Source organism: Vibrio sp. Isolate33 (assembly GCF_022397895.1).
GTDB lineage: Bacteria > Pseudomonadota > Gammaproteobacteria > Enterobacterales > Vibrionaceae > Vibrio > Vibrio pomeroyi.
In genome coordinates this window covers 160,511-184,992 of sequence record NZ_JAKEUP010000003.1, presented here as the reverse complement: position 1 = coordinate 184,992, position 24,482 = coordinate 160,511, and the positions used below count along the sequence as shown (strand labels likewise).

Here is a 24,482-nt window from a genome sequence, read left to right as displayed (position 1 = left end):
TTTGTTTGGCATTCTAATAAAGCGATGACTGGAGTAATGTTAGTGGATGTACATAACTCCAAGGATGAATACAAATGTATATAGGTGAAATAGCGGCGATTGGAGCGGCTATCGTGTGGGCGTGTGCAACTTGGATTTATGGCCAGTTTGGTCACCGTTTCTCTGCAATGCAGCTCAATATTATTAAGGGCGTAGTGGCTTCAGGCATGATGTTGCTTGTGATGCCTCTTATCCCAATACCTGAGTTTAAACTCAGCGCCAGTCACTTTTGGATATTGGCCATTTCAGGGGTTATTGGCATTGCCATTGGAGACAGCGCTTATTTTGCATCCTTGAAAAGAATTGGTGCGAACAAAACCTTGTTGCTTGAATCTTTAGCTCCTCCGCTTTCCGGTGTATTAGCATTGATGTTCCTTGGTGCTGCTTTGACCTTACAAAGCTGGCTAGGCGTAGTAATCACAACCCTCGCCGTCACTTTTGTTGTGTTTCAACCCTCTAAATCGACCAATGGCGAATCGAGTGACAAAGCGAAATGGAGTGGCATTGGTTATGGGCTTGTGGCGAGTGTATGTCAGGCTTCGGGCGTGGTAATTTCTCACTATGCGTTAGTAGCGGGTGATATCCCGCCATTATTAGGCGCCTTGATTCGCCTGACGATTGGTGTGTTTGCCGTGATGTTGATTATCCCATTTATTGAGAAGAAGCCTTATGTATCAATAAAAAGAGATTTATGGGCGATGACCAAGCTCGACAAGCTTTGGCTGTTAGGAGCAATCTTTGTCGGGACGTTTCTCGCGTTATGGCTGCAGCAAGTAGCGTTGAAAAATGCCAACCCTGCGATTGCTCAAACACTGATAGCGACCAGTCCGGTGTTTATTTTGGTGATTTACGCGCTTAAAGGGGAGAAGGTGTCGAAGCAAAGTATCATCGGCACACTTGCGGCGTTAGGTGGAATATCTCTGTTTTTCTATCAATAGATCAGCCTGTTATCGATAACTTAGATTGGATCTGCGACTTTTAATGGTGAGTAAGTAAAGAGCATGCTCTGCACTTACTCTAATCTTACTTACCTACTCAGTGCAAACCTGGTTACGGCCGTTGGCTTTGGCTCGGTATAGCGCTTTATCTGCTCGGTAGAAAGTACGCTGAGTATTTTCCCCTTCGCGGTGTAAAGTGATACCAATACTAACGGTTAAGCCACGCTCTCCTAATATCTCATGCCAACCAAATTGGAAGATGCGTTCTCGATAGTTTTCTGAGTGCATTTCTGCCTTAGCAAGATTGGTGTTCTCTAGGATGACCAAGAATTCTTCGCCACCAAATCGGACACACGAGGCGCCTCTGAACTTGAAGTAAGAACGCAGCTCTTGAGACACGCTGACAATCGCTTTATCGCCGACTAAATGGCTCAGCTCATCGTTAATCGACTTAAAGTGGTCAATGTCGACAACCATTAATGCGAACGAGGTCTCGTGTAGCAACATGTCTTTTAGTTTCACATCTAACCAGCGACGGTTATGTAAACCAGTCAGCGGGTCGGTGAACACATCTTGTTGTAGCTGAGCCACGGCATTTTTGTGTTGCTCTGTGGTCTCTTTCAGCTCTCGGTTCTCTTGTTCAGAGAGAATGAGCTTGAGTTGCAGTTCGAATCGAGACAGGCGGCGAAGCTGACTTGCACCAAGTTCACTGATAGGGATCTGTTTCATCAGGTCTGTTTCAATTCGGTAGCCTTTCTTCTCATAGCTCAGTGCTTCTTGAAAACGTCCTTGATTCATACACACGTCGCTTAACGAGTCATAGAAACGTTTAGCAAGTACAGGGGATGAATAAGCTTTTACGCGCTTGTCAGTGCTCGACAAGATCATGCTTGCGTACTCTTGCTTGCCCGTTGCGCTGAGGCAGTGTGCCAATTCGAGTCGAGTCATGGTTGCTAGCCAACTTGCTTGTGTATTGTTGGCGGAATACTGAACCTTAGATAGGCAACGTAGCGCTTCGTTGTATTTCTTCTTAGCACGCAGCACTTTTGCTTGGTAAAGCAAGATTTGAGCGGTAAGCAGCTTGTCGCTGACCAGAATGCTGAGCTCTTCGCACTCATTCAGTAAATCACTGGCTGCGGTAATTCGGTTGAGCAATAACAGGCTTGCCACCATGTGCAGCTTGAACTTGAGGCGAAGTGAGCGACTACTTATAGCATGGTCGATGCTGTTGATTTTCTGGTAGTAGCGAAGGGCTCTGCCGTGATCACCGTAGGCATCACATAGGTTACCCATACCCAAAATCGCCATGACGTATTCATCGATGTAACCGTGCTCTACAGCGATTGATGAAGAACTGACGAATTCATTGAGTGCCGATGTGTAATCACCAATTTCAACTAAGCGGTCACTTAAGCTTGTTTTGACAGTCAGAATGTCTTCAATGTCAGTTGGTAAGTGGAGTAGGTCGAGTGCCAACCTTAGCTCTTCGATGCTGGTTTGATTCTGTTGTAACTCAGTGCGGTATTCAGAGCTGATGATGTAACAGTGCGCTTGCTCTGTTTTAGTCGTCGACACGTGCTGACGAATGTGATCCCAGAATATGATCGCCTCTTCACCCGATACTGATGAAGGGTCTAAACCAGCGTCTGTGATCTTACTCAATAGCGTTTCCATTAATCAGTTACCTCGGCATCGTCTTCTTCTAGTTGTTCAAGAGTGAAAGGGAACGTCAAAATGTCATTGAGGCTGACAGTCGGCTTAGAGCCTTTTAATCCCTTTCTATGCCATGGATAGATATCAAGCATGGTGCTCAGCGTTTGGAAGGTTTGCTCAGCGGCTTCACCTTTTTCGGATAGCATAAGTGCGACACGTTCCGAACTTAGTCTGGAGATGAAATCGTTCTGGTTACACAGGGCGTGTGCAATCTCAGTACAGACGTCTAAGTAATCAGTATCGACGTGTTGGAACATGATGATGCTGTGGTTTGAACGTTTAAGTTCTGTTTTGAAGAGCACCAGTTGTTCCCACCAAAAGGTTTCGGAAACCACATAAGATAGGTGCTTCTCTGGGTCGTATTCGTGTTGGCCACGAATGCGATTGATGAGTTTTCTGGCTCTCTGTTCAAGTTGGCGCTTTGAACTGCGCGCTTTATCTAAACCGACGCGAGTAGTTTGCTCACGAAGCATACCGATAGCATATTGACGGTACTTTTTAAAGGCGATTAACGCAGCTTTGAAATCTTGGTTTTCTTCTGCGACTAAAGATTGTTGGTAACAAATCTGACTGAGCAGTTCACCATTGTCGAATTCGTTTGCTGACTCTTCCGCGAGCCTAAGCAGTTCGGCTGCTTGTTCTGGTCTTTTTCTTAGCAGTTCTAGACGAGCTCGGCTGATGTAAGAGTGGGCTTTCATCCATATAAGGTTATGTTCGACAGCTAACTTATGTGCCTTGGCTGTGGCACGCTCTGCATCATCTAAACGCTCAAGGCCAAGTAGGGCTAAGCCTCTGAAATCCCAGACTTCTGCATGCCAGGTATTATCTTTATGTTCTTTTAATGCTTCTTCTGCGCCGTCGAGTACCGACAGCATTTCAACATAGTTGTTGAGTAGGTAGTAATCCCACGCCAGCAGTATTCTTGCTTTACCTTCTAACCAACCAATACGACTGTTGTTTGCGACTTTTACGGCAAGTTGGTGAGTAGAGCGGGCTAGCTTGTATTCATGGGTCATTCGCCAGATGTTGCCGAGGCCAATCAGGCATTCGATCTGTATTTCGACTTCATCAACCAGTGCTGATTGCTCTAAGGCATTGATCCAGAACTGTTGTGCTGAGTAATACTTGGCTTGTCCCCAGAATTGGAGTGCGTGTAAGTGGAGGATTTCAGGAAGAAAAAGATCGGTGTCTAATCGGCTTTGTCGTTTGTAGGCTTCTTTGATGTATTTTAAACCTTTCTGGTAATCCATCAGGTTCCAACAACATCTTGCCATTAACATCAGCGACTGGATCGCGCCCTCTTCAAACAGAACTTGCTCAGATCTGACGAGGCATTGTTGTGCGATCTCAAGGATCACCAATGGTTCAGAGTCGACGCGAGTTTTGAGTTGTTCTAGTTCTGTTTCAAGAAGGTACTGATTTTTGTCCAAGGCTTAGATCCATAATTATCGAACATATTGATAACACAATCATTATAAGAGTGTGATTTAGGATAAGCACCAATTATCTTTCGTAGAGCGTCAAAGGAACATCTATCTTTTCCATTTATGGGTGTTACCTCATGTTGTTACTTTAAAATCAATGAGTTCCCGAATAATAAACTAGATGCTCAGTTTCTATGAAAGCAGTTGCTTTAGGGTCAATGGCTGCTCTGCAACACCTAAGCGTTGTGCTGCCGTGAGCCCTTGCTTATCTTGGTAGCACAGATTGTGCCAAGCTCTAAATATGTCAAGTAATGGAAGAATGCCCCCAGGACGAAGCTTACGTCTAGGTTCATTGATAAAGCTATCAAATAACAGCTGGAAACGCTGTTGATAGAACTTAGTTTGTTGAATTGAGGCGGTATTAAACCACTGTTTTGGTTCTGGATTGTTACCCGTTAGATAGCAAATACCTTTCTGGTTATCACCTTGGTTAGCAATAGCCCAACGATCGCGCCACCAACTCATGTGAACGATGTCGATCTTTTCAAAACTTTGTTCGTCTTGCCAGCCTGGATCTTCTTCCACATACATAAGGTCAATATTTTGACTCTGTATACGCGGCAAACATACGCTCAGGGCGGCAGATCTTAGTAATGGATCTTGTGGCATATAGATCGCAACGTGCTTGTTCTCATCACACATATCAAGCACATGCAGGAAGTGAGCATAAGACGTATAAGGCGGTCGAATGAGCGCCCCTTTTGAAGGGTAGCTAAACGTTGTGAGGTTACCCATAGGGTCTTCAACATTGCCTCTTGCCAGAATCACTTGGTATTGCTGTTCAATACGCTCTTTTAGTTTGTCTGATGGTTGAGGAAGCTCAAGGTTTGCCTCTGAAGAGTGCTCTTTGGAAACGAAGCGCGCTACATCATCATAGGGGTTGTGATCAACATTCCCTGATGGCTCTTCATTTTGTGAGTAATTCACGTGTTGGCAAAGGATATAGCCAGAATGCGCCTCACCCGTCGCTATCCAAACCACACCGTTATTACTTTGTGGTTGTAAGCGCTGATAGTGGGAAGCGAACTGATAGTCTTTGGCATGATTAACCCATCGTGCATCGATCATCGCTAATTTGCGACGGCATCGGCTGGCGATATGGTCGACATGGTCATAGAAAGTCTTTGGGTTGATCTCTAATTTTCTACAGATTTCACGTACGGAATAGCCCATGAACAATAAGCCCATGAGGTTCTCTTGAAACTGGAGTTTTTTATTGGATCCAGACCACTTATCAACGAAGGTTGATTGGCAGTCTTTGCATCGATAACGCTGCCTGTCGCCACTGTAGCCGAAGGCATGATAAAGATGTTTATGAGTATGAACCGATAAGCCGAAGTTACCGCAATCATCATTACGACAGGCAGGGAGCCCATCGCTGTGAAGCTGTCTTAGGCGATGAAGTTCGCTTAACACTTCACGATTGTTAAGTAAGGGGGGGAAAGCTCCACATTCACGACAAACCATCGCTGGACGCTTAGGGTTAGCGTGTTGCAAAACATACCGTTTTGCATCGCTCAAGCCAAAGTTGTCACACGCCAATGTTTTACAAAAGTTGAGTTGCAAACCATCCGCATCTTTTGGCAGCTTGTCGTTAGACACGATCTCCCCCTCGGGATTATTTGAGCAGCCAAGTGAGCTTGGCTGCGGGGTAACGCTTTTCAATGTATCTTTTATCAAATCGTTAGATGTTGATTGCTGTCTCTAGAGCAACTTTCATCATGTCGTTGAAAGACTTTTGACGCTCTTCAGAGCTTAGTTTCTCGCCACGGATGATGTGGTCAGATACTGTTAGGATCGTCAGTGCTTTAGCACCAAGGTCTGCAGCAACACCGTAGATACCAGCTGCTTCCATATCAACACCTAGGATGCCTAGTTTTTCCATTTTTTCGAAAAGGTCAGCTTCTGGAGTGTAGAAAAGGTCTGCAGAGAATACGTTACCAACTTTAACTGGAACTTCTTGTGCACGAGCTTGGTTTACTGCTTCTTCTAGAAGACCGAAATCAGCGATAGCAGCGAAGTCGTGGTTGTTGAAACGAATGCGGTTTACTTTTGAGTCAGTAGAAGCACCCATACCAATAACCACGTCCATTAGTTTAACGTCGTCACGTACTGCGCCACAGCTACCTACACGAATAACGTTTTTCACACCGTACTCAGCGATTAGCTCGTGTACGTAGATGCAGCATGATGGGATACCCATACCGTGGCCCATTACAGAAACTTTCTTACCTTTGTAAGTGCCTGTGTAGCCAAACATGTTGCGAACGTCACAAACTTGCTTCACGTCATCAAGGAATGTTTCAGCAATGTATTTTGCGCGAAGCGGGTCGCCTGGCATAAGTACTGTTTCTGCGAAATCACCAGCTTGAGCATTAATATGAGGTGTAGCCATGGTCGTTCTCCAAAGTTTAAACGGTAATTATAGGAACAGGATTTAATCAATTACCGATTCTGTTGAATTGAATTCGTTTTGTTGAGGCAATATTAGCGAGTTAAAACGAGGCTCCATGAGATGCTTGTCACAAAATGGGTCTACCCATAGTGTTTTATTATTATTGATAACCAAATATGTTGAAACCTTAAAGGCAATCGATTTTGTGTGGGTAAATCGTTTTGTATCAGCAGAAGCGCAGGTCTATTGAGAGAGAAAGGGATATGAATTTAGCGGTAACTAACCGTTGTCGCGACATTTAATCAGCGATAATCTAAGCTTTGATAAAAGACAAACCAAGGAATTGTATGTCGTATTGCGCTAGCTCGACGCCTTTGCATGCTATGAAAACTCGATTACGTAAAATCGCTTCGCTTGCTGTGCGAACTACCTTAATTGCCGGAGGGATGGCTTCATCGTGGGTGTATGCCGCTACATTTGAGTTGCCACCAGCCGAGAGTCGCATTGTAGGCAGAATACAACAACACGAAGTGGCAGCGGGTGAAACGTTAGCGATTATTGCAAAGCAGTACGATATTGGCTTTCTCTCTTTAATGGCGGCAAATAAGGGCGTTGATCCTTTTCTTCCTGCTGAAGGTTACGTGTTAAGTATTCCTAGCCGTTTAATTCTGCCGGATACCCCAAGAAAAGGCATTGTCATTAACCTTGCCGAATTAAGGCTGTATTACTTTGAACCTGAGAAGAATCAGGTGCATGTGTTCCCTGTCGGGATTGGTCGAGTTGGGCGTGATACGCCGGAGATGATCACTAAGATAAGTCAAAAAAGACCTAACCCGACTTGGACGCCACCTAAGTCGATCCGTGATGAGTATTTAGAGAAAGGCATCGAATTACCGAGGGTCGTGCCAGCAGGGCCTGAAAACCCACTGGGCGAATACGCAATGCGACTAGCTTATGGTGCAGGGGATTACTTGATCCACGGTACCAACAAAGATTTTGGAATAGGCCTTCGTGTGAGTTCTGGCTGTATCCGAATGGAACCTAAAGATATTGAATGGCTGTTTGAACAAGTGAATCGCGGTGAACAAGTCACGATCATTAATGAGCCGATTAAAGTGTCACTAGAACCAGATAGAAGTGTGTTTGTTGAAGCGCACGAACCATTGACGAGAAGCGACGGTTCTAAGAAGTTGCTGGAAATCCCGGTGGAACTGAAATGGTGGCTAGAAGACGCAGATCTACCTAACTCAAAAGCGAAAGCGGTTATCTTTGCCCAAAACGGTGTGCCTGTTGAGATAGCACCACCTGTGATTGAGTTTTAATTCGATGGTTTTTGGGAAAGCGTTATGGCTTTCCTCTGTCCCTTATCTTCATTTTCTTCATTCCAAATAAAAGCACCACTTCCGTTAAGAGGTGGTGCTATCTAATTACTGCTTTTTACTTTTACGACTTATTTGATCTAAAGCTAGTAGCGCTTATATCTCAACTACTTCGTGTAAGACTCTGCAATGTTGTCGATACGGTCGTTAGCACGGTCCGCTTCTTCTTTCGCTGCCATTGCGGCTGCTTCTGCTTCTTGAGCCTTCATTTCAGCGGCGGCTTTGTCACTCTTAAGTGCTTCAACTTCGCTTGTTAGTTGAGCGACTTGGTTAGTTAGTTGATCCATTTCTGACACTGCAGCTTCTTCTGGCTCTGAAGAACAACCGGCTAAAATGAAAACTGAGGCTGCAGCTGCGATTAACGTCTTATTCATAAGAACTCCTTGCTTATTTATCATCAAAAGATGCGCTATACATTCTTTATCATATAGTCGCTTCAATAATGATTGTAGCGACTAATTTTTTAACTGCAAAAACAATAACTAAAGAAATTGCTAAATTTTTGAGCTAATTAGCTCAGTATCACGATCTGTCTCATTTATGAGATGAGAGATTTGGCATCCGATTTTAAGAGATTTATCGCAGCCATCCCTTTGTTAGCAATGCATAGAATGTTTTAGCTAACGACAGATAAAGAGATAAATTTAATGTGATCTCTATCCTTATAAAGTACTTTCGCGGTATCATGTCACGTTAAATTAATTTTATTCAATACCATCATGACTGGAGAGTCCTTTGCACTTTAAAGATTTAGGCTTAGATAATCGCTTACTGAAGAACTTAAAACATTACGACTTTAAGAAAGCGACAGAGATCCAATCGAAAGCGATCCCTGTTGCTATTGCCGGTAAGGATCTATTGGCTTCATCAAAAACGGGTTCAGGTAAAACATTGGCGTTTGTGTTGCCAATGATTCACAAAGCATTAAAAACCAAAGCGTTTTCTGCTCGTGATCCTCGTGGTGTAATTTTGGCTCCTACTCGTGAGCTGGCTAAGCAAGTTTACGGTGAATTACGTAGCATGCTAGGTGGTTTGTCTTACGAAGCGGCGCTTATCTTGGGTGGCGAGAACTTTAACGACCAAGTTAAAGCACTGCGTAAGTACCCTCGTTTTATCGTTGCGACTCCAGGCCGTCTTGCTGACCACCTAGAACATCGTTCATTGTTCCTAGATGGTGTTGAAACGCTAATCCTTGATGAAGCGGACCGTATGCTTGATCTGGGTTTCGCTCCAGAACTTCGTCGCATTGCCAATGCAGCTAAACACCGTCGTCGTCAGACTCTAATGTTCTCTGCAACGTTAGATCACGCTGAAGTAAACGGCATTGCTAATGAAATGCTAGACGCACCTAAGCGTATCTCTGTTGGTGTTTCTAACGAGCAGCACTTAGATATCACACAGAAATTCTACTTATGTGATCACCTAGATCACAAAGAAGCGATTTTAGACCGTGTACTGGAAGAAGCTGAATACCGTCAGGTAATGATCTTCACAGCAACACGCGCTGATACTGACCGTTTAACAGATAAGTTGAACGAGAAGAAACTTAAAGCGGTAGCACTGAGCGGTAACCTAAACCAAACGCAACGTAATGCTATTATGAGCCAGTTCGAGCGTGCGGTTTACAAGATATTGGTAACGACCGATGTTGCTTCACGTGGTATTGATATTCCAAACGTGAGCCACGTTATCAACTTTGATATGCCTAAGCATACGGAAGAGTACGTGCACCGTGTAGGTCGTACTGGCCGTGCGGGTAACAAAGGCGACGCGATTTCTTTGGTTGGTCCGAAAGACTGGGACAGCTTCAAGCGTGTTGAACTTTACCTTCAACAAGATCTCAACTTCTCTGTACTTGAAGGCCTTAAAGGTAAATTCAAAGGTATTAAGCCACGTAAACCTGCGTTTGCTAAAGGCGGCCCTGCTAAGAAGAAGACCAACACTCAAGCGAAGAAAACGCCGAAGAAACCGGTTAAACGTGATAAGAGCTTCCACCAAAATGTGGCAGTGGGTGACACAGTGTTTATCCCTAAGAAGAAAGTCGCGCCAAAAGTGGATGACGAGTAATCACCAGCCAGTTTAGAAGCGTTTTTTTGTAAAACTGACATAAATAAAAACCGCCAATATTAGGCGGTTTTTTTGTATCTCGACTTTCTCTAAGCCATTAGCTTCAGGTAATTAGCTAGAAATCGAACGTCGAGAACGAATACGCCAAGATGTGGTCTGCAATGTATTTATGTGTGGCTGTCGTTGGGTGTGTCACGCCCCAGAATACATAGCTGTCTGAACCATAGGTGGCACAGTCATTGGTTAAGCTATGGCTTCGTAAGTAGTCAGCGGCTGAGCTTCTGTTGAGGTCAAGACAAGCGTCACTCGCATTTCTAAAACCATGTAGTTCAGGATTATCAGTAATGCTGGCGAACAACGCACTCGCATCGAACAACACCATGTTTTTACCCATGCTTTGGTAATATTCAGCCTGCGCTTTAATGAACTGGTTGAACTCTAAGATCTTTCCTCGGACTTTGATGATCTCTTGTTCGGTTGAATATTTGAATTGTGGTGCTTTGGTCGCATCGGGCAATGTGAACAGTAAGATGTTGCTCGCACCAGACTCGGTTAGTCGGATAAGAGCGCTGCTGAAATCGGCTTTAACATCGGCGACTTCTCGATCGTAATTCATAAAGTCATTGAGCCCGAACTCGAGCGTAAATAGGGTGTTTTCAGGGCGATAGTTTTTAGCGACTTTCATGTAGGTTAAGTAGGAAGTGACTTGGTCATAGACACCAGTCAGTGCGACATATTGGTTAGTGCCTGCTGCACCACCAACGGCCCAGTTATAAAGAGGAACGTCTTTGGCTTTGGCTAAATATTCCGTCCAAACCAAACCGTTTGAGAAATGCCCTAGAAACCATGAATTCGCATTGGGGAAAACCCATTGAGATCCGTTAAATAGATTCCCAGTATCAGAAAGGCTATCACCAAAAGTAACAATGCGATTAATGGTATTGGATTGAACTGCGTTATCGTTGGTCCAGATTGAATGGTTGTAAGAGAAGCGATTGTTTGCGGCAAAATAGGTGATGTCTGCGGCGTCATGCTGGATGTCGAGCGTCTCTTCACAGCGTTGTTTGATTTCAGATTGCGGGGCATCGCTGTAGAACATGTTTTTGAATGAAACAGAAGACCACCAATAACCGTTGATCGTGTAATAGTCCCCGTCTTCTTTTTTCGCCCATTTCCAATCGGTAGCGGCAGAGTCATGCGACGCATCGGTTCGATACCAACATCGAACATAAGAGTAAGTTTCTGAGCCTTGCGTGCTTAGTACTTGAGCAGATGTTATAGATTCAGGTGTTGGTATTAGATCTTCAGCGGCATAAGCACCAAAAGGCATGGTTAACGCGAGTATTAAAGCCGTATTTTTCATCATTGTGTTCTCTTTTTATTTTGAGGTGAGCCAACGGAAACGTTGTTGCTTGTTGATAAGTGAATAACTAAATGACTGGTACGACCTATACAGAAAACTAATAATTCAAGTCAATACATTCAAACTATTGGAGTGTTATTACTGGCATAAATATCAAATTTCCAACGGGTTTATGGTTGATAAATAACGGTTTAAACGCTTGAACGTTTGTCATTGAGCTTTTGAACTTTGCGAATGCTAGGTTGATATTTTAATTCGTTTACTGAAAGTGCGAGTTCATGTGATTACGTTAAATGTTAATTTAATCAATTAGTTAAAATCTTTGCTTTAGATCCTAATCTGTTTGTATTGATGTTAATCACTACTGTTTAATTCCAGTTCAATCTCACAAATATCGAGTCGCTATTTTCTGTTTTATAAAATCATCAACTACGGTTCTTTTACTCATCAGAGGTCTAATCTGTTTAAGGAAAGAGCATTGAAAAAGATATTAATTTGGACGATAGCTTGTCTATCCAGTTTTGGTGCCTATGCAGGAACGAGCGCATCGGCATTAGAAGTCAGCGGATACACTGAAACGAAATATCCCATTGTGTTGGTACATGGCTTGTTTGGTTTCGATACATTGGCAGGTGTCGACTATTTCTATGGCGTACCTGAATCGCTGACAAAAGATGGCGCGAGCGTATACGTCGCTCAGGTTTCTGCGACCAACAGCTCTGAAGTTCGTGGCGAACAGTTACTGGCTCAAGTTGAAACACTTTTAGCGGCAACCGGAGCTAGTAAGGTGAATCTGGTTGGACACAGCCATGGCGGGCCGACTGCACGCTATGTGGCATCCGTTCGTCCAGACCTGGTTGCATCAGTGACAAGTATTGGTGGTGTTCATAAAGGCTCTAAGGTGGCCGATTTAGTTCGTGGCACCGTACCTGAAGGCTCAGCCACAGAAGGTATTGCGGTTAAACTTGCTGGTGGATTGACTACGCTCATCAACCTGTTATCTGGTGGAACGGATCTTGACCAAGACGGTCTCGCATCTCTTGAGGCTCTTACGACAGAAGGCTCGCTTGCATTCAATCAGTTTTACCCTGAAGGCGTTCCAACATCTGAGTGCGGTGATGGTGAATGGCAAGCAGGTAACGGCGTTTATTACTACTCCTGGACAGGGTCATCCACTTTTACCAACCTTCTTGATCCTACCGATGGAGCAATGACAATCCTTGGCTTAGCCTTCAATGAACCGAATGATGGGTTAGTGGGGGCGTGCAGCGCGCACTTGGGCAAAGTGATTGGTGACGACTATAAAATGAATCACCTAGACGAAATTAATGGATTACTGGGCATTCACCATCTCTTTGAGACCGATCCTGTAACGCTTTATCGTCAACACGCCAATCGATTGAAGCTGGCCGGCCTTTAGGTTGCCTATCCATTTATTAAGACCTTAAGGAACACATAATGAAAAAGACCGCCATTTTGTCGATAACCACGATAGCCCTGATGAGTACAGCGGCGGTCTTTTTGTATCCAACCTTTTTTCCTGTTAAGACAGACGAGCTAAATTCAAACAAAAGAATAGAACACAGCGCCTCCTCTTTGAAGGCAACCTCTCAACAAGATACCGAAATCGATAATGCATCAGCTAAAGACATGATGGAATATTTCGTGTCAGGCAATACAGAATTAACCCTCGAAGATATTCGTGACAACGTGGCGAAACACCACGATCAATCACAAAGTGCCGTTGTCGATGAAGCACTGTTTACCAAATACCTTGAATATAAATCGGCACTGACCTCGTTGGATGTTCAGTTCGACACTACATCAATCTCAGCCGAAGACTTACAAGCACTTAATCAAGCGCTACTCGATCTCCAGGCGCAATTCTTTAGCCAGAGCGAAATAAGCATTCTGTTTACTCATGACAATCGCATGAGAGAAATCGCTTTAGAAAAGTTACTTCTGAAACAAGAGGGCTTAGGTGAGCAAGACTATCAACAAAGGATGGATGCTTTGATGTTAGAACAGCCTGATTACGTTCAAACGAGCCATCAGAATCAGGTCTTGCTGCAACAGTTATCAAGCTCTGAGGGGCTTGATCAACAAGATAAATACTTACAGCGAAATGAACTCGTAGGCGAAGAAGCTGCGCAAAGGCTTGAAGCGCTCGACCAACAAAGAGCTGAATTTGAAGAAGCCTTGGAAGTTTACCAATTAGAACGAAACGACATTCTCAACGATGCTGCGCTGTCACAGATAGAACAACAAGAAACGATCGCTGATCTTAGGGTCGCACACTTTCCTTCAAAGCAGATTCGAAGAGTAGAAGCGATAGAAAGGATCTGGGACAAAGATCTTGGTGAGTAGGTTTGCTGAGCCAACGTGTTAGTTAAATGTATAGATTAAGCTTGTTGAATTAAGTCGTTTCCTAAAATCAAGTAAACGATTGCTTGTTCTATAATTGGCCATGAATTTGCCGCCAAGAAACATTATTGACTAAGTTATCACTCTTATTTGAATATAAATTTCCCCTATGGTTGCAATAGCAAGCCATCATTAATTGATGCATTCCTCGTGATTCAAATCACACATTTATGCAAATGATAATTGATCTCATTATCGTTTAAGTGCAGTATACGCGAAATTTATTAAATTAGCGTATGGATTTGTTGTATTTATGAAAGCGTTTGTGTTGTTAGCTTTTGCTCTCTTGCTGACGGGAGAGGTTAGTGCTTCTGATCAATTTTCCTGGCTCAGAGATGATTCTCGTAGCGGGAGCAATGTGCTCAAGTATCTTGAACAACAAAATAACAAAACTCACCAGTATCAAGAACGTATTCAATCTTTGAGTGAATCTCTACAAAAAAATTGGTATGACAACCGTCCTAATCGAGCTGACAAACCATGGCAGGAAATTGGTGGGTATGAATATGCGATCCTAGATCGCGATGGTAAGAGATCCTTGCTATCACGGTTAGTTGGGAGTGAAGATTTTACTGAGTTACTTAACATTGATGCTCGATCTGCTGAATTTGACTATTACCAATTAGGCGCTTGGACACTAGACTCAACCAGAACAAAACTTGCGATCGCTGAAGATGTGACAGGGGCAGAACAGTACCGAGTGAGTGTTGTTGATCTTCAATCTCATCAAGTTATTTCTGTAGCCCAAAATGTAGACAGTTCACTGGCATGGTCTAAAGATGGATTGTCTCTGTATTTGATTCAACTTGAAAAACAGACCTCAAAACCTTATGCGTTAGCGAAATACTTCTTAGATCAGTCAGATCCCATTCAGCTACTAGAAGAGTCAGATTCTGCTTGGTTACTGTCGTATTACCTATCAAGTGATACTCAATTTGCTGTGGTACAGGCAAACAGTAGTAGTTCAAGTGAGCAGCGCTTATTAAACCTTGATTCTGGGGAAATATCTCAACCCGTTTTGCCACGTAAAGTTGGCGTGGAATACTACGTTGATGTTTCTGGCTCTCGTTTATTCGTCAACAGTAACCATACACGCAGTCATTTTGCATTTTACTCTGTACCGCTGAACCAAGCTTCACAAGTAGAGCAATGGACTACCGTCTTTGAGCCGGCAGATGAATCCAGAATCAACAACTTTTATTTGTTTGAATCTGGCCCTGTGGTTATTAGTCAGAGTGGGGCAACTCAGTCCTTACATTTCTTTGATAGCAGCAACAAATATCGTTTAAGCCAACCAGTAACCGAGGTGGACCAGGTTGCTTGGGTGAGCCAAGTTGGCGACTACGCGAGTAATAAACTGCATATTAGAAGTATGTCTCTTACCCAACCTGCTACGTGGGCAAGCTTAAATACGGGTTCTCTAAAACGAGAATTATTCTCTCAAGATCATTACCCTCAATACCAACAATCAGCGTATCAAACTGAACAAGTTATGGTGAATTCTGGCGAGGTATCGATCCCCGTTACTCTGGCTTATCGTAAAGATAAACTCACTCAGGATACTCCTGTATTTTTGTATGGATACGGGGCATATGGTGTGACGATGAAGCCCTACTTTATGCCTCAAATTATCAGCTTACTTGATGAAGGTGTTATTTATGCGATTGCGCATGTTCGCGGTGGGGGCTTCTATGGTGACTCTTGGTATCAAGCAGGTAAGGGGATTAAAAAAGAAAATGCCATCTTGGATTTCATCGCCGTTGCTCGTAATTTGACTACATACAATCTAGGTAAGCGTTCTATTTATGCGATGGGTGGCAGTGCTGGTGGAACTCTTGTTGCGGCAGCTCTAAATCAGGCTCCTGAATTATTTAATGGTGCAGTCCTCAAAGTGCCATTCGTCGATGTAGTAAACAGCATGTCTGACTCCTCTTTACCATTAACCGCTCAACAATACGGTGAGTGGGGTAACCCTAGTGTCGCCGATGAATTAAAGGCAATGGAAGAATACGACCCTTATTTGAATCTTAGAGAACAAAATTACCCACCGATTTTAATTCAAGTTGGCCTCAACGACCGCCGCGTTCCTTATTGGGAAGGGGCTAAGTATTACGCGAAACTTAACGAGCTTACGACCGGAAGCGGGCCCTATCTGTTAGCGACAAACTTTACTCAGGGGCACTCGACCGACAGGCGGCGCTCCCAGTCACAACAAGCGTTTGAGTACGCATTTCTTTTATCACTTACCCTGAAAGACATTAAAGCGGAGCAGTAAATGAAGCTTTCCCCCCTATCAGCGGCAGTACTGAGCGTACTTGCTGCCAACCTCGTGCACGCCGAATCCGAGGTTTATCACTTTGAAGAAGTGATCGTAACAGCGAATAAAATTGAACAGCCACTATCTGAAGTTGCAGGTTCAGTTGCCGTGATTACTGGTGAAGAACTCGAAAAAAAGGGCGCAACAGAGCTTTATGATGCAATAAAGAGCGAACCGGGAGTCAGTGTTTCTGGGGGAGCCGGGCGACCTCAAAATATCACTATCCGCGGAATGACTGGTAACCGTATCTTGATTGTTAAAGACGGAATAAAGTCTGCTGATGGCTTTGGCGCCAATGACCTCAATGACAAAATTGGGCGTAACTCGTTTGATATGTCTAACCTCGAAAGTATTGAGGTTATAAAAGGGGCGAGTTCATCTGTATTTGGTTCGGGTGCTATTGGTGGTGTGGTAGTGGTTCGGACTAAAAAACCGGGGGATTATCTCGACAACGAAGACTTCTATAGTGATGTCTCAGCAACCTACACCGGTATCAGTAATAAATACAAAGGCGCGACAAACCTTGCTTTTCGTTCGGGAAAGTTTGAAAGCTTGATAAACCTTTCTTATTGGGAAGGTGAAGAAACTCGTAATTTTGACGAAGACTTATATAACCGAGACATAGATGGTGTCGGTGGTGGTTATACGCTGAATTACTGGTCAAGTGATGCATTAATGCTTAAAGGGAATGTTGAGTACTATAAAGAGAATCTGAATAGAAAAGAGGGCACCTCTAAGATCCAAAAAGATGGCAAGTGGGATACTGAAGATTTTGATCAACAATCCTATACCGAGACTTTTTCTGCGTATGCGGGCTTTGAGTACCTTCCTTCCAATACTTGGTTCGAGGAATTGGATGCCAAGATCTATTGGCGTGATATGACTAATGAAGATACCACCAATCGTTTGATGTCTCGAACCAACAACAACGTTTCTGAGTTACGCAGAACGATTGATGTTCGTGGTTTTACCGATCAGCTTCTTGGTGTAAACGCCGATTTCATTAGTGCATTCCAACATCGCAACATGAGTCATACCTTGTCTTATGGCGTGAATATGGAGACCAACCTCCATGAGCGTCCAAGTCAATCTTCTGTTTTAGATTGGAACGGAGTGTCACTTAACACGGATGTGCCTTTTGCTCCCGCTCGCTCGTATAACTTTGCCGCCTTTATTCGTGACGCGATTGAAATTGACCATTGGACTGTGACGGCAGGTGCTCGTTTTGATTTACACCAGTTGAAACCTGAGTCACAGAACACGATCAATGGCTATGAAGTGAAGGAACAAAATTCGAGTGAGTTTTCTCCTAGCTTATCGGTGAGTTATCAGTTGACGGACTCGTTAAATACATACCTTTCTTACAATCACGGCTTTAGAGCTCCGGGTTATGACAAAATTTATGGTTACCAGAACCATGATTTTGTCCCAATCACCCCATTTGTCATTGTGCCGAATATGGATCTAGAGGCCGAAACCAGTGATTCGTTCGAATTAGGCAGTAAGTTTGATAATGGACAAACGCAGCTTTACGCGGCCGTTTTCTATCAAAAGTTCGATAATTTTATCGACGTTAAACAGATCACGTTTGTGCCGGACTCAAATACAGGTAACTACTACAAGCAGTATCAAAATGTAAATGGAGTCGAGACGTATGGCATTGAAGCTTCAGTTGCTCATCGTTTAAGCGAGTTTTGGAGTGTGAGTACCAAGGTTGGTTACGTTGATGGAGAAGACGAAGATGGAGAAAAAGTTCGTACACTCACACCTTGGGAAGGTAATGCTGAGATAGCTTATGACGACAACGCTATCTCTGCTTATGCGCAGGTCAATTGGGCACAAGCTATGGATAACGTACCTCAATGTGAAGATGACTTAGGTATCGTTACCGATTGTGCGACGACCGCTGGCTGGGCGAGTGTCGATTTAGGTTTGAGTTACTCTTGGAACTTTGGCTTGGATGTTAGCGCCAATGTGATCAACCTATTTGATAAAGAATACATCCGATACCAAGATGTTGCGGGTATTGCGGACAGCAATAAACTTTACTCTACAGAACCTGGTCGTTACTTCACTGTTAACGCCAAGTATGAGTTTTAAGGAGGACATATGAAGAAGAGTTCTCTTTATCTTGCTTTGTGCTTAGCTTCTGCAACAAGCAGTGCCGCTGAATGGGATTACCCAATTGGCAGCACCGTTGTGACAACGCAACAAGAAGCTAAGGCTTATTTGGAAAATGCTTATCCTGAGGTTGGTACGCTAAGGTTTCGCTATGAAACACAGTCTAAATTGGGGAACCACTACAATTTCGATGTATTGATCGAAGGTGAGTATCAACAACAGAAGTCTATGGTTCTTTCCACGAATACTGACCAACAGGTGTTACGTGTTTTCAGAAGCTTAGAAAATACCGTGTTACTTAACGGAAATCCGACAACGGCTGCTGAGTTAGAAGCTCCTCGTTTATTAGAAGCAGAACGTCCGCCGAGCTTAAGCAGTGGGCAAGTTGTTGCGACTCATGTGAACGTGTTCAGTCCAGACTTGAGAACTATGGACAGGTCTGCGCCACCAGAAACGCTATTAACGGATGTGAGCCAGTATCCTAACTCTCCGAGCTACGTCCAAACGGATGTGGAGGTGTTGAACCATAGTGATGGAATCTACCTTACTAATGATCGTGTCTCTCAGGTTGATGCAGCTGCCTTATACTCAATTGACCCTGACTCGGGTGCTGTAACGAACCGTGATGCTTCAAATTTCCTTGCAGCTGAAGGTGTCACTAAGTTTACTGACCTGGCTGATTTACAAAATGTAGATTGGCAAGACACGCGATTCCCACAGTTGATGGTTTTTGCTCACCTTGATCAGTCTTTGCGTTATATCAGTAGCTTGGGCTTTGATGTGTTTGATGCACCTCTTGAGTTCGATGGTAGAGGACTATCTGCAGATAACTCGACTTACTACTACGGTCCTAAAGCAACTCTGTTTGGTGTCGGTGGTGGTTCTCCAGATGCATTAGACGGCGACGTCATTCTGCATGAGCTTGGGCATGGGATTCATTATCACATAGTAAAAGATTGGGCTTATGGTCATACCGGTGCAGTCGGTGAGGGTTTTGGTGATTACTGGGCGGGTAGCTTTAGCTTTCGTACTCAATATGAAAATGCCCAAACTCGTGGACAAGAGTTCGAGATTGATACCGTCTTTAACTGGGATGGCTACTTTGGCGTAAGAAATACCACTCGCAGCCTTTGGAACCAAAGAGCACGGTACTTTAGACAAGCGGAATATCGCCCCCATGAAAGTGTTGCGGGTGAGCTAGGTGATGAGCTTTGGTCAACGCCGTTGTTCCAAGCTCTGAAAGCATCGGTTGAACAGTATGGTGAGCTCGCTTTTAAAGAGTTCGATTCAATCATACTTGAGTCTATGTACGGGCTCGGTCGAGGGGTGAAAATGCATGATCTAGCTGAGAGCACACTGTTTGTGGCTCAACAGCTCTATCCTAATCGAGATTATGCCGAAATATTGAAGCAAAAGTTTGATGTGCATGGACTGATCATCGAGCCATTTAAAGTAGAGGTTCCTGATCATTATGTTGACCCAAAGAAGCCGTTGACGATTGAGTTGTACCCGACGTTAAGACAGGCTCAAGTCGATGGCGAAATTAATATTTCAGAATTGGTGAAGTCGTTTGTGAGTCCTCCGGTTAACCAACTAACGATTGAAGCGACACTTCCTACAGGCGAGGTGTGTGGTTCTTCAGTCACCATGAATACGAATGTCGACTATCGATACAGCGACACACTCAAATCACAAAAGTGGCAGCATGATTTGCCCCTTGTATATGGCTTGCCTGTACTCGAATCCGATATCAAAGAGTTGGATAGCTATCTTCCCGATAGCCGATTTAGCTCGACTAATCAGCCGATCGTTGGCTTTAAAACATTCAATTTCACACTAAGTGGAACGGATCAGATCGCAGACGAAAATTTCGGTATGTATTTAGAAATCGAGCATCCTCGTTTAAGCGACTTAGTGGTAACTCTGATTTCACCGAAGGGAACTCGAGTTGATTTACTTAACCATAAGTCGACACGCTTTTCTGGCTTTGATGGCTACTTCACACTCAAGCATGACTCGGTTCTTGATTCGTTTAAGGGTGAGCCTATTAATGGGTCTTGGCGTTTAGAAATTGCCGATTATGTAAATGGTGAAACTGGGAGCTTAAAGCGCTGGGGTCTCGGCACTATTTCGAAATACGAATGTGGAGAAACGACGACTTCACCTCAAGAACCAACAGCTACCAATAGCTCTTCTGGAGGCTCAGCTTCACCTATCTTGATTCTATTTATGTCTTTGCTTTCGTTAGGCAGGTCATTTGCTACACGTTACTTGCCTCAAATGGCAAGGCTCTTTAAAAACAAAACAAGAAGATAACTCTATGAAACCTCAATTGACTATTTTGGCCATCTCTTTGGCCCTAGCTGGCTGTGGTGGTTCGGGCGGTTCCGATACCTCTGCATCGGCAGCACCAACCTACACAGTTTCAGGTACAGTGACAGCACAGAATGTAGATTTACAAAGTAAGGTCTGTGCAGACATCAATCAAAACTACATGTGTGATAGTGGAGAGCCAAGTTCGACGGCTAGCGCGAATGGCGAATTTAGTATTACTAGTACTAAGAAGTCGATTTTATCTGTTCCTTTATTAGCTCAAGTGGTTACGGGGATTGCAGCCAATAACACGAGCGGTTCTGCATCTTCTTACGCTTATATTGCAGCTCCCGGTCTTCAAAAAAATACGGGAAATGAGATTAATGGTATTAGTTCATTGTTGGCGGGTTATGTTGCAGATGGACTGACGGTTGCTGAGGCCAACAGCAAATTAAAAGCTCAGCTCGCGAAAAGTGGTATCTCTATTTCTGGTGACATACAAGACGATTTATCTGCGTCTGAGCTCGCGAGTTTGGAGCAAAATATCGTATCAACAATTAAGGCGTTTAAGCACTCGAATCGTGCATTCATGCTCGCTCAGTTGAGTGCGAAATTTGATAAGAGTGCGGCTGATTATGTAAATGGCGTGCTCACAAATGATGAAGTTACCGCTTTTGCTAATTTCTTAGAAGGTGAATTGAAAGCTGCCACAGCATTGAATGATACTGGTGTTCTACGCTATTTCTCAGATATCGATGATACACAAAATGTCGCTGAGCCACAGAGTTCATTCCCAGGTCAAGATGCAGAATACGGCTTTGATAAAACGGAGCTGAATAGCAATACTGGCAATGGTTTCCAGTTTGCAAAGTTAGATTCAAGTGGTCAGGTGCTTGCTGATGATGCTGCACAGTGGTCTTGTGTCCTCGATCAACGCAGTGGCTTGATTTGGGAGTCGAAAACGGATGATGAAAACTCTGTTCAATATAAAGATCGGATCTTAGCGCTAGAGTTACCTGGATTAGTAACGCCTTACGATCAGGATGTTGATCTAGCGACGTGTAAAACGAAAGGTGATGCGATATGTACCACTCAAGATTACGTTGAGCATATCAACGTAATGAACTTATGCGGTAAGTCAGATTGGCGTTTACCAACGTTCCATGAGTTCTACAACTTGCTCGACTTCGGTGAGACAGAAACCAACTCGGATGGTGAAGTTTATGGTTTAACTTACAAGTACTTCCCACATCAAACCCTTGGTATTGACTATACGGCTTACACTGGTTCGGTATGGACTCAATCCATTACTTATAGCCAATATACGAACACAGCTGTTGAAGGTGGCTTCTATTATAACGAGATTGGAACTCAGGGAGCAGATAGAGGGGTTGTTGGTTCCATAGAGATCTATTCAGGTGATGTTGATTCTTCAGATAATTATGATTCGTACCAATTCCCAGTTCGTTTAGTTTCACTACAAGGTCAATAGATATGAAAAATTTACTCTCAATAACTTTAATTGGCCTATTTTCTGCGGGTGCAATGGCACAAGAATGCAGCCTAGATATGGAAAAATCGGCTCCAAGTACGCGCTATGTAGCGAACGATAATGGGACGTTTAGTGATGAACTCACAGGGCTGACTTGGATGCGTTGCCAGCTGGGGAAAACTTGGGATGCAAAGACGTTAGCTTGTAGTGGACCAGCTGAAACCTACCACTGGCAGAGTGCACTTGCGATGGTTGAATCAATTAATGACCAGAGCGGTAGTCATGCGTTGCATCAGTTCTCAGGTGTAAAAGAATGGCGTATGCCAAACATCAAAGAGTTAGTGTCATTAAAAGAAGTGGCCTGCCACTCTCCAGCAATAAGTCACAAGGTGTTCGGTGATACGTTTAACGTTGAAGCAGGAAACTTGGCTTCATTTATATGGAGTTCGACTCCTGCAAGTGATGGACAGAGCGTGATGACGTTTGATTCCATTAATGGTGAGGTTTATCAGTACAACGCTGCGCAATACAAGTTTAGTGTTTTATTAGTTGCAGAATGAATTAGTTCTTAAGACGTAAATAAAAAGGCCGTGGTTTTCCACGGCCTTTTAGGTTTTGGTAAACAGGTATTAACTTAAAGCCTAAACCTTAGCCCCTAGACCTTGAAACTTATACTTTAAAATAGTCCAACTGCTGCTTCTGTTGCTCAGCTAGGTTAGATAGCTCATGGCTTGCTGCTGCGGCTTGAGTAATACCGGTTACGTTTTGGCTTACCAAGCTGTAGATGTTTGAGATATTACGGTTGATGTCTGACGTCACTTGGCTTTGCTCTTCTGCGGCAGAGGCTACCTGAGTGTTAATCTCCGTCATATCCGTTACCGAGTTAGCAATGCCTGAAAGGGCCGTGCTCACTTCCGCTGTCAGTGTTTGGTTGTGCTCTAGCATTGCTAGTGAGCTGCTCATGCTCTCGTTAGCGTTGCCAGATTGAACCTGCAAACCTTCAATAATAGTTTGGATCTCTTTGGTTGAATCTTGAGTGCGTGCTGCCAGCATTCGAACTTCGTCAGCAACAACCGCGAAACCACGGCCACTTTCACCCGCACGCGCTGCTTCAATTGCTGCGTTGAGCGCAAGCAGGTTGGTCTGTTCAGAGATGCTTTGAATCACCTCAATCACTTTACCAATCTGCTCTGAATGCTCTTTTAGCGTGCCGACAACGTTAGCCGCTTCGCTAAGTTGAACCGCCATTTGCTCGTTAGCTTGGTTGCTCTCATTAAACAAGCTCATGCTATGTGTCGCCATTTCGTCCGCTTGTTTAGACGCCGAATCAGCTTGTACTGCGTTCTCGTTCACGTTTGCTGCTGTGCTTTCTAACTGGTTCACGGCAGAAGCGACTTGCTCAACTTCTTGCTTCTCTTGGTCTGAGTTAGCGCTTGATTGTGTCATTACCGCAGCTAACTCCGTAGATGCAGAAGCGACTTCGATACTGATTCGAGACAACGAACTTACCGTGTCACGCAGTTGTTCAACGGATTTGTTTACGTCTTGTGCTAGGCGTGAAATCTCGTTATCGCCATACTCTTCCGCTTTAACCAATAGGTTACCTTTGGCTACTTCGCGCATGGTTTCTTGAATATTGCTCAGTGGCTTAACAATGATACCTGCAAGCGTCCAACTGATGACTAATGCAATTGAAAGAATCACGAGTAGGGCAATGGTCGCTGTATTGAGCGTGCTGGTGTGTTGCTGACCATTGATGTCGACTTCTTGAGTCGCAAGTAGATTCAGCTTTTTAGAAAGCGTGTTGATTGCTTGCACCATGTCATTACCTGCGTGACGGTATTGATCGATAGCAACTTGGTAGCGAGCCTCAAAATCAGAAGATAGCGCAGTATCGCCATGCTTTGCTTTTAATAGAGGAAGCATAGTGGTTCGAGAAAAGTCGACATAGTGATTCATCGCGTTACTCATTGCGGCTACTTCATCTTGCATGCCTGGCACTGTGTCTAGTGAATTCAGTAAGCGAGTATTCTGGTCACGCTTTTCATTGAGCGTTGCAACCAGTGTCTTCACATCATCAGCATTGAATAGGCTATAGATCGCTTTGATGCGCATGCCATAGCTGTTGTCGACGATTTCGCTGAGTTCTTCTTTATGTAGGATGAGTTGGTCGGTTGCTGTTGATACATCTTTAAAAGCGTTTTCCAGTTTGTCACCACCGATGATGACACCCGTCAAAAGTAGTACGACAGAAAAGAGTACTGGAATAAGAATTTGTATTTTTATCGATAAGCCACTGAGAAGTTGGCGCATGTATTGTCCCTCTTTGAATAAGTAAATGAGCAGAAGCAATTGTTATTATTGTAATTAGCAGGTGATTCTAACTTCTGAGAATGACAATTCAATCAGTAATAGATTCGATTTTGATATATGCGAT

17 protein-coding genes are annotated in these 24,482 nt (G+C 43.9%); 10 read left to right on the top strand and 7 right to left on the bottom strand.

The window, feature by feature from the left end:
• The first annotated feature begins 74 nt into the window (after positions 1–74).
• Positions 75–977 carry a DMT family transporter gene (locus tag L1D37_RS07480; RefSeq protein WP_239847426.1) on the top strand — a complete coding sequence of 301 codons (903 nt, stop codon included), beginning with the start codon at positions 75–77 and terminating at the stop codon, positions 975–977.
• 93 nt (positions 978–1,070) lie between these two features.
• On the opposite strand, the gene L1D37_RS07475 is transcribed toward L1D37_RS07480, so the two are convergent.
• The 4 genes from L1D37_RS07475 to deoD form a co-directional block, all read right to left on the bottom strand.
• Positions 1,071–2,651 carry a GGDEF domain-containing protein gene (locus L1D37_RS07475; protein ID WP_239847425.1) on the bottom strand — a complete coding sequence of 527 codons (1,581 nt, stop codon included), beginning with the start codon at positions 2,649–2,651 and terminating at the stop codon, positions 1,071–1,073.
• Positions 2,651–4,120, bottom strand: a complete 1,470-nt coding sequence (locus L1D37_RS07470; RefSeq protein ID WP_239847424.1) for a hypothetical protein — start codon at positions 4,118–4,120, stop codon at positions 2,651–2,653. The genes L1D37_RS07475 and L1D37_RS07470 overlap by 1 nt, the downstream gene beginning before the upstream one ends.
• A gap of 186 nt (positions 4,121–4,306) precedes the next feature.
• Positions 4,307–5,776, bottom strand: coding sequence for a lactate dehydrogenase (locus L1D37_RS07465; protein WP_239847423.1), 1,470 nt, complete (start codon positions 5,774–5,776; stop codon positions 4,307–4,309).
• Between the two features lie 82 nt (positions 5,777–5,858).
• Positions 5,859–6,569, bottom strand: coding sequence for a purine-nucleoside phosphorylase (deoD, locus tag L1D37_RS07460; protein ID WP_048661021.1), 711 nt, complete (start codon positions 6,567–6,569; stop codon positions 5,859–5,861).
• A 347-nt stretch (positions 6,570–6,916) separates the two neighbouring features.
• On the opposite strand from deoD, the gene L1D37_RS07455 reads away from it, so the two are divergent.
• The gene (locus L1D37_RS07455; RefSeq protein WP_239847422.1) at positions 6,917–7,891 is read left to right on the top strand and encodes a L,D-transpeptidase family protein; all 975 of its coding nucleotides are present in this window, start codon (positions 6,917–6,919) and stop codon (positions 7,889–7,891) included.
• Between the two features lie 164 nt (positions 7,892–8,055).
• Here L1D37_RS07455 and L1D37_RS07450 read toward each other — a convergent pair whose 3' ends face one another.
• Positions 8,056–8,322, bottom strand: coding sequence for an Lpp/OprI family alanine-zipper lipoprotein (locus L1D37_RS07450; protein WP_017064250.1), 267 nt, complete (start codon positions 8,320–8,322; stop codon positions 8,056–8,058).
• A gap of 361 nt (positions 8,323–8,683) precedes the next feature.
• Between L1D37_RS07450 and L1D37_RS07445 the strand changes: the two genes are divergently transcribed.
• Positions 8,684–10,015, top strand: a complete 1,332-nt coding sequence (locus L1D37_RS07445) for a DEAD/DEAH box helicase (protein ID WP_239847421.1) — start codon at positions 8,684–8,686, stop codon at positions 10,013–10,015.
• A 115-nt stretch (positions 10,016–10,130) separates the two neighbouring features.
• Here L1D37_RS07445 and L1D37_RS07440 read toward each other — a convergent pair whose 3' ends face one another.
• The gene (locus L1D37_RS07440; RefSeq protein WP_275665471.1) at positions 10,131–11,378 is read right to left on the bottom strand and encodes an SGNH/GDSL hydrolase family protein; all 1,248 of its coding nucleotides are present in this window, start codon (positions 11,376–11,378) and stop codon (positions 10,131–10,133) included.
• A 478-nt stretch (positions 11,379–11,856) separates the two neighbouring features.
• On the opposite strand from L1D37_RS07440, the gene L1D37_RS07435 reads away from it, so the two are divergent.
• The 7 genes from L1D37_RS07435 (at position 11,857) to L1D37_RS07405 (ending at position 22,605) form a co-directional block, all read left to right on the top strand.
• Positions 11,857–12,798 (top strand): triacylglycerol lipase, encoded by a 942-nt coding sequence (locus L1D37_RS07435; RefSeq protein WP_239847419.1) that lies wholly within the window; start codon positions 11,857–11,859, stop codon positions 12,796–12,798.
• Positions 12,799–12,836: 38 nt separating this feature from the next.
• Positions 12,837–13,745, top strand: a complete 909-nt coding sequence (locus L1D37_RS07430; protein ID WP_239847418.1) for a lipase secretion chaperone — start codon at positions 12,837–12,839, stop codon at positions 13,743–13,745.
• A 310-nt stretch (positions 13,746–14,055) separates the two neighbouring features.
• Complete coding sequence (locus tag L1D37_RS07425) at positions 14,056–16,077, top strand: prolyl oligopeptidase family serine peptidase (protein ID WP_239847417.1); 2,022 nt, start codon at positions 14,056–14,058, stop codon at positions 16,075–16,077.
• Entirely contained in the window at positions 16,078–18,219 is a 2,142-nt protein-coding gene (locus L1D37_RS07420) for a TonB-dependent hemoglobin/transferrin/lactoferrin family receptor (RefSeq protein ID WP_239847416.1), read from the top strand. It abuts the gene before it with no gap.
• A 9-nt stretch (positions 18,220–18,228) separates the two neighbouring features.
• Positions 18,229–20,556 carry a proprotein convertase P-domain-containing protein gene (locus L1D37_RS07415; RefSeq protein ID WP_239847415.1) on the top strand — a complete coding sequence of 776 codons (2,328 nt, stop codon included), beginning with the start codon at positions 18,229–18,231 and terminating at the stop codon, positions 20,554–20,556.
• Positions 20,557–20,560: 4 nt separating this feature from the next.
• Positions 20,561–22,045 carry a DUF1566 domain-containing protein gene (locus L1D37_RS07410; protein ID WP_239847414.1) on the top strand — a complete coding sequence of 495 codons (1,485 nt, stop codon included), beginning with the start codon at positions 20,561–20,563 and terminating at the stop codon, positions 22,043–22,045.
• A gap of 2 nt (positions 22,046–22,047) precedes the next feature.
• Entirely contained in the window at positions 22,048–22,605 is a 558-nt protein-coding gene (locus tag L1D37_RS07405) for a DUF1566 domain-containing protein (protein ID WP_048662424.1), read from the top strand.
• Between the two features lie 109 nt (positions 22,606–22,714).
• On the opposite strand, the gene L1D37_RS07400 is transcribed toward L1D37_RS07405, so the two are convergent.
• Positions 22,715–24,358: a methyl-accepting chemotaxis protein gene (locus L1D37_RS07400; RefSeq protein WP_239847413.1), complete on the bottom strand. Its 1,644-nt coding sequence runs from the start codon at positions 24,356–24,358 to the stop codon at positions 22,715–22,717.
• Positions 24,359–24,482: the final 124 nt, after the last annotated feature.